The organism is Dyadobacter sp. CY261 (genome assembly GCF_021440085.1).
In the GTDB taxonomy this organism is placed as follows: Bacteria; Bacteroidota; Bacteroidia; order Cytophagales; family Spirosomataceae; genus Dyadobacter.
Genome location: NZ_JAKCPW010000011.1, coordinates 84,726 through 97,510 on the forward strand (window position 1 = coordinate 84,726; position 12,785 = coordinate 97,510).

The 12,785-nt window shown below is 50.5% G+C and carries 9 protein-coding genes; 2 read left to right on the plus strand and 7 right to left on the minus strand.

The features are described from left to right. Positions 1 to 2: 2 nt before the first annotated feature. The 4 genes from LZD49_RS26670 to LZD49_RS26685 all read right to left on the minus strand — a co-directional run bounded on the left by LZD49_RS26670 (position 3) and on the right by LZD49_RS26685 (position 7,812). Positions 3 to 1,649, minus strand: coding sequence for a 2,6-beta-D-fructofuranosidase (locus LZD49_RS26670; protein ID WP_234670776.1), 1,647 nt, complete (start codon positions 1,647 to 1,649; stop codon positions 3 to 5). A gap of 66 nt (positions 1,650 to 1,715) precedes the next feature. Beyond that, positions 1,716 to 3,188, minus strand: a complete 1,473-nt coding sequence (locus LZD49_RS26675) for a DUF1501 domain-containing protein (RefSeq protein ID WP_234670779.1) — start codon at positions 3,186 to 3,188, stop codon at positions 1,716 to 1,718. Positions 3,189 to 3,196: 8 nt separating this feature from the next. Next, the gene (locus LZD49_RS26680; protein ID WP_234670781.1) at positions 3,197 to 6,478 is read right to left on the minus strand and encodes a DUF1553 domain-containing protein; all 3,282 of its coding nucleotides are present in this window, start codon (positions 6,476 to 6,478) and stop codon (positions 3,197 to 3,199) included. A 323-nt stretch (positions 6,479 to 6,801) separates the two neighbouring features. Next, positions 6,802 to 7,812, minus strand: a complete 1,011-nt coding sequence (locus tag LZD49_RS26685) for a hypothetical protein (RefSeq protein WP_234670783.1) — start codon at positions 7,810 to 7,812, stop codon at positions 6,802 to 6,804. A 162-nt stretch (positions 7,813 to 7,974) separates the two neighbouring features. On the opposite strand from LZD49_RS26685, the gene LZD49_RS26690 reads away from it, so the two are divergent. Together LZD49_RS26690 and LZD49_RS26695 are read left to right on the plus strand one after the other, a co-directional pair. Beyond that, a complete protein-coding gene (locus tag LZD49_RS26690) occupies positions 7,975 to 8,865 on the plus strand; it encodes a helix-turn-helix domain-containing protein (protein ID WP_234670785.1) in 891 nt (296 codons plus the stop codon). A gap of 69 nt (positions 8,866 to 8,934) precedes the next feature. Next, positions 8,935 to 9,672 (plus strand): SDR family NAD(P)-dependent oxidoreductase, encoded by a 738-nt coding sequence (locus LZD49_RS26695; protein WP_234670787.1) that lies wholly within the window; start codon positions 8,935 to 8,937, stop codon positions 9,670 to 9,672. Positions 9,673 to 9,706: 34 nt separating this feature from the next. On the opposite strand, the gene LZD49_RS26700 is transcribed toward LZD49_RS26695, so the two are convergent. The 3 genes from LZD49_RS26700 to LZD49_RS26710 all read right to left on the minus strand — a co-directional run bounded on the left by LZD49_RS26700 (position 9,707) and on the right by LZD49_RS26710 (position 12,664). Continuing rightward, complete coding sequence (locus tag LZD49_RS26700) at positions 9,707 to 11,056, minus strand: hypothetical protein (protein WP_234670789.1); 1,350 nt, start codon at positions 11,054 to 11,056, stop codon at positions 9,707 to 9,709. A gap of 163 nt (positions 11,057 to 11,219) precedes the next feature. Further along, positions 11,220 to 11,975: a hypothetical protein gene (locus LZD49_RS26705; protein WP_234670791.1), complete on the minus strand. Its 756-nt coding sequence runs from the start codon at positions 11,973 to 11,975 to the stop codon at positions 11,220 to 11,222. Positions 11,976 to 11,980: 5 nt separating this feature from the next. Further along, positions 11,981 to 12,664 carry a hypothetical protein gene (locus tag LZD49_RS26710; protein WP_234670793.1) on the minus strand — a complete coding sequence of 228 codons (684 nt, stop codon included), beginning with the start codon at positions 12,662 to 12,664 and terminating at the stop codon, positions 11,981 to 11,983. Between the last annotated feature and the right edge of the window lie 121 nt (positions 12,665 to 12,785).

The window sequence follows — 12,785 nt, forward strand, 5'->3', positions numbered from 1 at the left end:
ACCTATTTCCAGGCTGATTTTGCCGTGAAAACTTCCAGATTTCTGACCTCGATGCGGTTACCCCAAAATACCAGGCCTTCTTTCGCATCGGCATTGGCCTTTCTTTGAAACGAGTAGGAATATGCTCCGTTATCGATAAAAATTTCGACTGAGGTGCGGTCGACATAAATATCGGCTGTCACTTCCATGCTCGTCATATCTTCGGGTGAATAGAACACACCGTTGACGAGGTTGGAATTCATGTCGTAATCCAGTATCCGTTGTCCCAAAAGCGAAATCCCGGCGCTGGTGGCATGCGAAAGCTTAATGGTCGTTTTGATCCTGAACTGGTCCAGCGATTGCATCGCTTTTAGTTTCGCATTGGCGTCGTCGGACGACAATGCCGTCCATTGTCCCTCTTTTTTGAATAACTGTTCCGTTTCCTTCACCGGCTGGCTGACCAGCCGCACTCCGTTTTTAGTCGTACGCAAACGCAGCTCGGTTGGCAGGAGCATCATGCCATTAAACGGCATTCCCGTGTGTGACACACGCCCCCAGCCGATTTGAATGCGCCGCGGATCGCTTTCGGGCATATTGGCGAAAGTCTGGGCGGCGTAAATGCTTCCCGTGGTATAGTAATGCTTGCCGGATTCCGGTTTGAATGCCTTTCCGTCAAACGAGCCGATCATGTAAGAAGCCGAAGCACCGTACATGACCCATTTCGTTTTGTTTTTGTCCCCATCAACAGGCAGTTCGAACAGATCGGGGCATTCCCAGAAGCCGGTCAAATGGCTTTGAAATTGCCATTCTTTCAGGTTTTTGGAAGTGTAGATCGAATGGCCGTCGCGCTCGTTGAGCGCCATCACCCAGTGCTTGCCTGGCTTGTACCAGAATACCCGCGGGTCGCGCGTGTCTTTGCTACTCCATTTCGCTTTCGAGTCGATGAGCGGATTCTTGTCGTATTTTGTCCAGGTGCGGCCTTTGTCGAGGCTATAAGCCATGCATTGCACCTGCTTTTCAGGGTTATCGACTGTAAAAAAGGCGACCATGGCTGGTGTATTGCCTTTATTGAATCCCGCGGTGTTTTCATAATCGATGATGGTCGAGCCGGAGAACATCGTGCCCATATTGTCGGGTGACAACGCGGTGGGCAACTCTTCCCAATGCATCATATCCTTGCTCACGGCATGGCCCCACGACATGTTCTCCCATTCGCGTTCGTAAGGGTTATGTTGGTAAAAAAGATGGTATTCCCCTTCGTAGAAGATCATCCCGTTCGGGTCGTTGATCCAGCCTCGCCGTGTTGTGAAATGGTATTGCGGACGGTTTTGCTCGCGGTACATGGAATCCTGCCCGGCAACTTGATCGTCCTGGTATATTTTACCCAAGCCATCCGCCTTGCCGTCGTAACCGATTTCGATCGTTTTACCCTGCAATGCAACCATATCACAAAACACCCAGTAGTCGGGTTTTTCCGACGCCAGTCGTATTTTGAACGATCGTTCCGGATTACCATTTACCTTGAATTGCATGGTACCCCGGCTGTCGTTCTGGGAAACAGGCAGGTTCAGGTATCGTTTTGTAATTTTAATGGGATGGGTTTGTGCCAAAAGCAAATGGCTACCCAGCAGCAGCATTGCCAGGGTCGGGGAAGTAAATTTTGATTTCATTGCTTCGGTAAGTAGTCTCCTGCCCGAAGCATTTCAACCTACAATTATACTTGATGCAAGCCTGAATTAAGCAATCAATCCTTTCACCACTTTTCCGTGAACATCGGTGAGCCGATAACGTCGGCCCTGATGCTTAAACACCAGCTTTTCGTGGTCGAGACCGAAAAGATGCAGTAGTGTCGCCTGAAAATCATGCACATGGACGCCGTCCCTGGCCACATTGTAGCTGAACTCGTCTGTTTCGCCGTAAACTTGTCCGGTTTTAATGCCTCCGCCTGTCATCCATATCGAGAAGCAGCCGGGATGATGATCGCGACCGTAATTGTCGGCCGTAAGCTTGCCCTGGGAAAAGCTCGTGCGCCCGAATTCCCCACCCCAAACCACGAGTGTATCTTCCAGCAACCCGCGCTGTTTGAGGTCTTTCACCAATGCAGCCGATGCCTGGTCCACGTCCCTGGCCTGCTTGGCGATATTGATGGGTAGATTTCCATGCTGGTCCCAGCCCATGTGATAAAGCTGGATAAATTTAACGTCCCGCTCCGCCATACGCCGCGCGAGCAGGCAGTTTGCCGCAAACGTGCCAGGTTTGCGGGCGTCTTCCCCGTACATCTTATAAATGTATTCAGGCTCATCGGACGTGTCTACCGCATCGGGCACGGAAGTCTGCATCCGGTACGCCATTTCGTACTGGCTTATTTTGGATTGAATTTCGGGATCGCCCCAAAGCGTAAACTGATGCTCGTTCAGTTCCTTAATGCGGTCGAGTGCGCGTCGCCTATCCTCCTTATGCACGCCGTAGGGGTTTTGAAGGTAAAGCACCGGATCTTTTCCCGCCCTGAGCTGCACACCCTGATGATGCGAGGCCAAAAAGCCATTTGCCCAGGCTGCGGTGCTCAACGGCTGGTCGCCGCTTACCCCTTTTGAAATCAAAACCATAAAATGCGGTAAATTCTGATTGTCAGAGCCCAGCCCGTAACTTAGCCAGGAGCCCATCGATGGCCTGCCGCTCTGCTGCGAACCAGTCTGCACGAACATCACCGCGGGTTCGTGGTTAATGGCTTCGGTGAATACCGACTTCACAATGCACAGGTCGTCCACGATCCCGGCCGTGTATGGAAGCAGCTCGCTCACCCAGGCGCCCGACTCTCCATATTGTTTAAAATCATAGATCGACTTCACCAGGGGAAATGTAGATTGCCCCGCCACCATACCCGAGTTCCGCTGGGTACCTTTGATCGAATCCGGGATTTCCTGTCCGTGCCATTTAGCCAATGCAGGCTTGTAATCAAAGGTTTCGAGTTGCGAAGGCCCGCCGCTTTGGAAGAGGTAAATGATGCGTTTGGCCCTGGGTGAAAAATGCGGCCCACGCACAAACGGCGCAATGGCCTCCCCGGCATTTTCGACGTCACGGCGGCCTGCACCAGGCGACGTCCCCGCTTGCAAAATGCTTGAAAGCGCAATGGAGCCGAAGCCGAGCCCGGCTTTGGTGAGAAAATCGCGCCGGTTGAGTTGTGTCAATACCTTTTTCAGATCTTCCATATCGGCATTCATTTACGGGTGTATCCCTCGTCCGTATTCATAATGGCATTTGAAACTGTGGCCAATGCGGCGATTTCCTCCGGTTTCAGCGTCGGGTCCCATTGGCGCTCGCCGGTACGCAGGTATTCTAGCGCTTTCGCGGGTCGGGAACGGAAGCGTTTCAGCTCGTCGGTGTAGAATTCGCTCAATATCTTTTTCTCGGTCTTATCCGGCGCACGGCCTGTGATCAACCTGAATGCCAAATCGGTATGACCAGCACGATTACCGTCACATTCATGCAAAACGCGTTCCGCCAATGCCCTTGCGGCTTCCACATATTGCGGGTCGTTGAGCATCACCAATGCCTGCAACGGCGTGCTGGTCGAGCGACGCCTGGCCACGCATTCACCGCGTTCGGGCGCGTCGAAGATCAGCATTGAAGGTGGCGGTGATGTTCGTTTCCAGATCGTATAGAGACTTCTGCGATACAACCCTTCGCCGGGTTCCTGCGCATATTTGTATCGCCATACCTTATCGCTGAGCTCATCCCAGAGACCGGCAGGCTGATAGGGATACACGCTCTTCCCTCCTATTTTATTAACCAACAACCCACTGATCGCAAGCGAATTGTCGCGGATCATTTCGGCGGTGAACCGGAACCGCGCGCCTCGTGCGAGCAGCATATTAGCCGGGTCTTTTTCGAGTAATTCCGGGGTTGCTTTGGAAGTTTGCCGGTAGGTGGCTGAAAGCATTATGAGCTTGTGCAGCCTCTTAATATCCCAGCCCGAATCCATAAAATCGACGGACAGCCAATCGAGTAATTGCGGGTGTGTGGGCAAATCTCCCTGGTTACCAAAGTCCGCCGAAGAGCGTACGATACCGTTCCCAAAATGCATTTGCCAGATGCGGTTTACGAATACCCGGGCAGTAAGCGGATTATTTTTGTTTGAAACCCAGCGCGCCAGGCCCAGTCTGTTGGGAGGATATTTTCCTTCAAAAGGCATTACTGCCTCGATTGCACCGGGCGTTACCTTTTTCCCGCGTGCATTATAGGCCCCGCGTGTGAGCAAATAAGTGGGCCGTGGCTGAGGCAAATCGCCCATCACCATCAGTTCGGGAATGCTGCTGATGAGCTGATTTTGCCCATCCATGCTGTATCTGAGGCTGTCTTTTAATGTCCGAATGAGGGTATTGTAATTTGCCAGATAAAAATCCCTGATCAACGACGTATTCGCCGGGCTTCGTGGTGTTCTCAGAACCTGGTTGGCCTTATCGACATGATAGTTGTACAATGCTTCGAGCGCAGTCAATTCCTTGTTATAGATTTTCAATTCATCGATCCCGCCATCTTTGAAAGGAATCAGCAAGTTGCGTTGCCCGAGCATAAAGCCCTGGAAACCATAGGTATGAATGTCATTTTCATACAAAATACTTTTATAAAGGTTATCGTAATCGACGGCCACCTTTGCCAGCTCCCCATTGACATAGATTTTCGCACCGGTCGCTTTGCTCGACCCATCGTAAGTGACCGTTACCTGCGTCCATTGCTGTTTCGGAACTGCGGCAACAGTGCTGACCTGAATCGAATTTTGAGGATAAGAATGCGCGATGATGAATTGTAACTTATTGTCCGCGAGCCTCAATGAATAGCCCTTATAGCCGACACGCAAATCCTCGCAATGGTAAAAAATGCCCGCATCGGGATAAATGGTATTGGGTTTAATCCAGAGCTCTACCGAAAACGGTTCTGTCCTTTCATGCCAGCCAATGTTATGACCAAGCTTGATCGAATTATAATCCGAGACAAAATAGGCATTGCCTTTTACACCAGGTTTGAGAATGAGTTCGTTGCATTGCGCGGGCTGGCTATGGTTCAATGCATTCGGTGTAGTGGTCTTCTTATCGGCGCCTGTGCTGGCTTTATCGAAAGGGTAATAGGCCACCATTCCTTTGCTGATTTGCTTTTCAACTAGCTTTTCGGTCAGTATTCCGGTATTCAGCCATTTTTTAAAATCGGTTTCTGACTCCGTTTTGGCGTTAGAAAGCTGGTTGTTCAAACCGGTAATTTTCCGGTCGAAAAATTTCAGGAGCGCTTCATTTTCGTTACTGGTGAGAAGCAATGCCGGGCCGGGCGTCTGGTCGGGGCCGTAAACCGGGCTTCCAGTTTCATTGGTACTGTTGAAAAGCCCGAACATTTTGTAATAAGCCTCCTGGCTGATCGGGTCATACTTATGGTCGTGGCAGCGTGCGCATTGTACCGAAAGGCCTAGTATTCCCTGCCCCACGGTCTGCACACGGTCGGCATTGTATTCAACCCGGTATTCTTCAAACACAATCCCGGCCTCGGAGCTCTTTTTGTGCAGTCTATTGTAGGCCGTTGCAAGGATGCTTTCCTTCGTTTTTTCCGGCAAAAGATCACCGGCCAGTTGCATGGTGATAAATCGGTCGTAGGGCATATTGCGGTTGAATGCACCGATCACCCAATCGCGCCAGGGCGAGAAGTCGCGGTGCTTATCGTCGAGGTAGCCGTCACTATCGGCATACCGCGAGATGTCCATCCATTCACTGGCCATTCGTTCGCCATAGGCCGGAGATTTCAGGAGGCGGTCTATCAGCTTTTCGTATGCATGGGTGGATTTGTCGGCTATAAAGGCATCGATCTCCGCCAGTGTCGGTGGCAGGCCCGTCAGGTCGAAGCTGGCCCGGCGGATCAGGTCTTCGCGGTTTGCCTCCCCCGACGGTTCCAGCTTTTCCTTATCAAACCTTTCCAAAACAAAATGGTCGATCGGATTTTTGACCCAGCCTGCGATTTTCGGCTCTGGCACTTCGGCTTTTTCAGGTTTGATAAACGACCAATGCGGCTTGTACTCTGCGCCTTGCTCGATCCATCGTGTGAGTACTGCTATTTCTTTTACTGTTAATGTGAGATTGGATGCCGGAGGCGGCATTTTCACTTCCGGATCCTGTGAAATAAGCCTCGCATAAACTTCGCTCGCCGCCAGGTCACCCGGTACTATCGCGTGCCGCCCCTTTGCTTTTTTCAGCGCGGCATATGCACCTTTTTCCGTGTCCAGCCGCAAGCCACCTTTTTGCTTTTTGGCATCAGGGCCATGGCAGGCAAAGCATTTGTCGGAAAGGATCGGTTTGACGTCATAATTGAAATCCAGCTCACCAGACAACTCTTTCATCGCAAGCTCCAACTCCGCAGGCTTTTCCACGCCGCACCCGACCAGCATCAGCAGGCACCCGCAAGCCACGATCACAAACTTCCGACACTCCAACAAAACAAGCTTCTTCACTCGAGACTTCATAAGTCCATCGTCTTAACGTATCAACCAAAAGCGCAACATGATGAGTAGTAGACCTCAGTGAAGTTAAAAGCTCAGATACCCTGATTCTTAGTCATAATGATAGAAAAAGTTTTAAATCATTGGCCCGGCGGCGATATCTGTGCATAATGACGGCCGACCGCCGACTGCTGACCGCCGAGTGCTGACCGCCGACCGCCGACCGCCGACCGCCGAGTGCTAGTCTCACTTCCGTACAATAGTTCAAAATGGTCCATTGTCGATGGTCTATGGTCGAGCACTCAAAAAAAAACGGCGGTCGGCGGTCAGCCGTCGGCCGTCAAAACTCACCGCCTCCCCAACACCCACACATCTCCCTTCCAAACCGGATTCGCGCCAGTGTGTTTGCCGCTGAAAAGCCAGATCTGATCCTTGAAAACTACACTATGGCCTCCGCTGCGTACGCTCCATGGTGCGTGCTCGGCGTGGCGGGTCCAGTTGGCGCCGTCGTTGGAAAACCAGACGTCGTTTTGGGCAGCCGCATGATGGTCGGGGTTCATATCGCGCCCACCGAAGACCCACAACTTGCCTTCGAATGCCTGCACGCCCGCATCGTAGCGTTTTTTCCAACCCGCTTCAGAGGTCTGCTTTGTCCAGTTTTTGCCATCGGCGGAGCGCCAGACATCGGCCAGGCCCTGCCCGCCTACCAGGTAAAGCGTGTCGCGCAGCACTACCACCTGCGGAGAATCCCTGGGCGACCAGGGTGCTTGGGCGGTTTCCCTTGTCCATTTCAAACCATCGGCAGACGACCAAACGTCGTTCTTCATCTCCAATGATTCAAAATCCTTTGAGACTTTGGTTGTACCTCCCAAAAGCCACAACCTGTTTTTGAAAATCACCAGCGCATGCCCTTTCCTTGGCTCCCATGTAACATTAGTAGTTTGCTTCCAGTCGGAACCGTCTTCGGAATACCAGATTTCGTTGATCAATTCCCGCTCCTGGTAGCGCATGCCGCCGTAGGCCCAGAGCTTGTTACCGAACCAAATGCCCGACAGGTTGATGCGCTCGCCCCAGTCGGTTTTCGGGTGCCGTGTCCAGGTAATGCCGTCCGCAGACGACCAGGAAGCTTTTTGTCCGGTCATCCAGAGCTTGCCACCGAAGCCCACCTGAGGTACAATACCCATCGGGAATGTGCCGGGCTTCCATTCGTATTGATGCGAGCCGCTGCCGGGAGCCAGTATTTGCTTCCATTGATACCCGCCGGAAAAAGCATTTTCCATGTTGGGAGCCATGCGGCCAAGGCAGGCCAGCAAGGGTATCAATGAAATAATTATGAGCCAATTCCTGTAAGTTTTCATAGCTGCGGGATGTGATTTTAATAACTATATAAAGGAAGGAAATTGCAGCCAGCCTGGAAAATAATGTAGACCAACCGCGAAAAACGTAGACCAATCCGAGTCGCTCCGATGCTTGCCTGTCCGATTAAGGCCGGTAACTGCGGGATTTTTGTAGCTTTAAGCATGCAAATCACGAATACCGACCAGCAAGTTCCTATTTATTCCCTCGAACATGACCCGGTGATGGGGGGCAAACTGTTCAGCATGGCGAAGTTCGAAGGGGCATTAACGCACCAGGGCGAGCTCCTGGTACCGCACCGGAAAGACTATTATCTGCTTGTTTTTGCCCGCCAGGGCAACAGCCGTCATTGGGTGGATATGACCCCTTACATGACCCGGGACAATACATTCTATATTTTTGGCCCCCATCAACTGACCGTTAAAGAAGAGCCTAAACCCATGTGGGGCACGGCCCTCGGCTTCACCCGCGAATTTCTTGCATTACAGGAAAATGCTTCCCTTGTAAAGCTCCCGCTGATCCGGAATCCGCATAATGCGCACGAGCTGCTTCTTTCGGATGCCGATGTGGCATTTACAGAAGAGATTTTACAAAAACTCCATTCGGAATACCTCCGTACGGGCGACTGGCAGCAACGCATGGTGGCTGCTTACCTGACGGTGCTGCTTACTTATCTGAGCCGTCTTTACACAGAGCAATTTGAAAATAACCCCGCCTCGACCGACAAGCTTCTGCTTAAGAAGTACCAGCAGACAATCGAAGAACATTTCCGCGAGCTGCATCAGGTGAGTGAATATGCCTCGCTGCTCCATGTGTCGGCCGGGCATTTGAGTGAGGTGGTGAAGGTGCAGAGTGGCAAACCAGCTATTGTGCACATCCACGAACGGCTCGTACTTGAAATCCGGCGGTTGCTTTTCCATACCCAATATTCGCTGAAAGAGATCGCCTTCGATCTCGGTTTTACCGATGCCTCGTATTTCAGCCGGTTCTTCAAACGCCAAACCGGTGTGACGCCTGCCGAGTACCGGGCCATCACCCGCGAAATGTACCAGTGATACCGAAGAATGTGTTTCATCTACGTCGGCGCGACAAAGTAGTTTTGTCCTGTCACAAACAGATGAAACATGAAAAAAGTATTGATCACCGGCGCCAACAAAAGCATTGGCTTTGAAACCGCCCGGCAAATGTTACAACAAGGCTATTACGTATACCTCGGCAGCCGCGACCAGCAAAAAGGCCAGCATGCGGTCGATCAGCTCCAATCGGAGGGGTTTGAACGCGTAGAGCAGGTCACTATCGATGTCGACGATCCCACATCTATCCAGGCGGCAAGTGATGCATTGAGTAAAAAAACCGATGTGCTGGATGTGCTGATCAATAATGCAGGCATCAGTGGCGGCTTCCCGCAAACTGCGCTTGGTACGGACATCAGCGTGTTCAGGCAGGTGTTTGAAACCAACCTCTTCGGGATCATAGAAACCACGCAGGCGTTTATCGGGCTGCTGAAAAAATCGCCCGAACCAAGGATCGTCAACGTAACGTCGGGCCTGGGCTCTCTGACGTTGCACAACGACCCGACCTGGCAATATTACAGTGTAAAAGGAGCTTGCTACACCGCATCAAAAGCCGCGTTGAATGCCTACACCATCGTGCTGGCTTACGAACTGCGCGATACGGCATTCAAGGTAAATGCCGTCGATCCAGGTTATACCGCTACGGACTTCAACCACCACAGCGGCCATGGATCAGTAGCCGATGCCGCCGCCCGCCTGGTGAAAGCGGCCACCCTGGCAACGGATGGCGCAACAGGCCAATTTTTCAGCGATGATAATGCACCCGATACCGGCATTAGTCCCTGGTAATAGCATGCAAAACCTTACTGGTGCCGTGCCGGGGTCACCTCACCCCGATACGGCACCAGTAAGGTTTTGTCTGGGTACCATCCGTGAAGATTCCAGTAACAGCATAAAGGCCTGGTGAAAGGTTATTGGGGACTTTGTATTTCCCAAGAGAGAATTTAGCCAACGCAACAGACCAGTTATAGACCACCAGCTGCGGCACCAGGTCAACCGTATTATCAGCAGACTGTAAACGCAGGCGGGCCAATTTGTTAACGTCGAAATTCGTTTGCGATGTTCCGTATTCCATCGGTAATACCTTGGCGTAAAATTCACTTCCCCTGGCGATCACAACCCGATTTGTATTTCGTTCTGTCGCCATGTTGATATCCCCCTGCCAAATGGTTTCAATCAATTTGCCTGCGTTCTCTGTAATATAGATGTGCGCATTTGAGATCAGCCTTTCACTTTCGTAGACCGACATTAGATAAGAGCCTTCCGATAATGTGGAAGGGATTTTATTGGAATAAATCCAATTCGAATCTACAAACTGCATTTGTACCGAAACCGGGTTGGTCATCAGATCGTTTGAGAATGTCATTTTGTATTTCTCTTGCGGCAGATAAAAGCCCCCGGCAATTTTTATCGTGTCATTGTGGGCAAACGTAAACTTATAGGTGGGAATAATGTTACCGATTGGCTTATCACGTGTAAATCTAATCCCCTGAAATACTACCGGGGTCTGGTTATATACGCGGATTTCAAGCGAGAAAGGATCATCCGTTATAAACAGATTTGAATTTTCAAACCCGATCAGGGTTTCAAAATCACCAATTTGCGCCTGGGTTGAAAATCCCGTTTTGGGATTGGTAAACTTCACCAGCACGCCTGCTTCTCCCGGTGCCTGAGGAATGCTGCCTACACGTGCATTAAATCGGATTGGTATTTTAATGGCCCTGGCATTCACAGGAATGACTTTTTCCAGAAGTTCGATGTCAGGAGTGCCCGTAAAATTGAAATAGACATTAAAGAAATGTTCGTATCTCTGTTTAGCACGCAACCCGAATGTCAACGGGGCTTTTCCGATATAAGAATAACGGATAAGAGTGTCGGCAGACAAGTTCCCAAGGCTATCAATCAGGAAAACATCAGGTTGTAATGCCAACTTTACGTCTGCCTCTTTTGCAGTAAAATTATCGGGAAAGCTCACCATATAGCTTCTGCTGACCGAGTCGTACACGATCCGCGTCGCTCCTGTTACCTCCAATCCTTTCAAGAACTCCTGCGATTTGGTCAATCCGGGCGGTTCAGGCTCGGGCTTGGGAGAAAATTCAATTAACTCCTCTTTCTTTTTGCATCCCAGTAGAAAACCGAGGAATAGCATGATGAAGTAAATTTTTATTTTCATGGCACAACTGAATGGGAAGGAATTTGAATAGTATATTAACCGATAGTAACTTAATCAAATATACTTTATTTATTACTATTTAATCAATAAAAAAAACCGGCAACTATACCGGTCTTGAAAGCTATTTGGCAGAAAAGGACACGCAAAGTGTTCGTCTTTTTATTTAATATGACTCATATTCAAAAGTGCTCGTAGCAAATCCCGCAGTCATGCGCTTGGTGACCCAGCCTTCGGCATTGTATTCATACTCATTCGAAACATCCGTAATTTCCGAAGTAATATGATTAGTTATCCGGTAACTAACGGTATTGTTGCTGCTGGTAGGACTGGTTAAAAAGCCTTCGGGGTAAAAACTGAATGTATTCTTTTTATCATCAAAAGTTAAATTGATGGTTGTGGTTATCAGCACGTCGGCACTATCGTAGTGTTTGATTTCAACGATTTGTCCTGCACTATTCAAAGTGTAGACGTCCGTGCCGCGGAACAGCGAACCATTGTCCCAGAATTCGACCTCCGTGACACCGTCGACTGGGTAGGAAAAATACCAGATCCCGGAAGTGCAGGTAGGTCCGCCCACACAGTACTTTCTGATCCTGCTAATCCGGCCGTCCGGCCCTCTCAGAACTTCATGTCCCAAGTCGTTAAATGGTGCCGGAAGGTCCTCAACAGCTTCCGCCAGACGGTTGTCGGGGGTGTAGTCAGTGAAGCTTATTTGGTAAGGTGTGATCATCAAAGCGGGCACGAATGTCTCTGTTGCCAGCCTGTTCATGGCATCATAGGTGTAACTGTATGTCCCGTACCCGGCCGTCTGCCGTTTCACGAGCCTGACCCTCCCTGAGGGGATTTCGTGGTCACTCAGGTTACAGCCCGACAGAACAATGAAGAAGGAACATATGATGAGTAAAATCTTCGTCTTCATAGCCATTATTCGCCTACGGTGGTGGTAATCCTGATGTAGGATTCAGCAACGTCCCCTATGAGACTTGGATGCTCGTCGAGTGCTGCGGAAGTAGCATCGTTGTAAATTAGAAAGGCGGTCAGGCCCAGAAAGGCCTTTGGCTTGACACCCGACATGGTGTTGTAGAGCTCGTACCTCGATGGAAGCTCAAAAGTGATTTCCGTGGTGGCGCCCACCGGTATCGATATTGCAACCGGACTTCCGGTAACGGCGCTTTCGCCAGGCGTCGTGAGTGCAAGGGGACCGGAAACGTGGCTGGAATAGACCAGCAAGTACCCCGCCGAAACCGGGAATGAAGGACTGGCCAGCCTCTTGACCGTAGCCTTCACATCGAAGATGAGTGACCCGATTTGCCCGGCCGTGCTGGCACCGGGATTGGAATCCATCTTCGCCTTCGACCGGCTCAGCGCTATGGCCGGGCTGCCGGGCGTAACCTCGCCCAAAACAGAGTTATCTTTTGCATAAAACGTCAGTTTCTCGATTTTGAACTCACAGGGATAAAGCCGTGGGCTGCCATTGATTTTCAGACAAGCCGATTCGGGATCGTTGGGGATTCCAGGTACTTCGTGATCGGTGCAGGAGAGCGCTACGGCCAGTAAACTGTAAATAAGCGCAAACAGGGTGCGGACATAAATAGTATTGCTTCTCATTTCCTTCTATTGTTAAGAGTACGACGATAGAACAATAACTTATTGATACTCAAACTAGAAAAAAGAAATGACAAGTCCACAGATTCCGCTGCGGACTTATTGTCCGGTAAAAGGATTGACT

Coding starts and splice junctions, on each gene's coding strand:
- LZD49_RS26675 (WP_234670779.1), bottom strand. CDS start 3,188: ATGGAAGATCTGAAAAAGGTATTGACACAACTCAACCGGCGCGATTTT.
- LZD49_RS26695 (WP_234670787.1), top strand. CDS start 8,935: ATGAAAAAAGTATTGATCACCGGCGCCAACAAAAGCATTGGCTTTGAA.
- LZD49_RS26680 (WP_234670781.1), bottom strand. CDS start 6,478: ATGAAGTCTCGAGTGAAGAAGCTTGTTTTGTTGGAGTGTCGGAAGTTT.
- LZD49_RS26705 (WP_234670791.1), bottom strand. CDS start 11,975: ATGAAGACGAAGATTTTACTCATCATATGTTCCTTCTTCATTGTTCTG.
- LZD49_RS26700 (WP_234670789.1), bottom strand. CDS start 11,056: ATGAAAATAAAAATTTACTTCATCATGCTATTCCTCGGTTTTCTACTG.
- LZD49_RS26710 (WP_234670793.1), bottom strand. CDS start 12,664: ATGAGAAGCAATACTATTTATGTCCGCACCCTGTTTGCGCTTATTTAC.
- LZD49_RS26690 (WP_234670785.1), top strand. CDS start 7,975: ATGCAAATCACGAATACCGACCAGCAAGTTCCTATTTATTCCCTCGAA.
- LZD49_RS26670 (WP_234670776.1), bottom strand. CDS start 1,649: ATGAAATCAAAATTTACTTCCCCGACCCTGGCAATGCTGCTGCTGGGT.
- LZD49_RS26685 (WP_234670783.1), bottom strand. CDS start 7,812: ATGAAAACTTACAGGAATTGGCTCATAATTATTTCATTGATACCCTTG.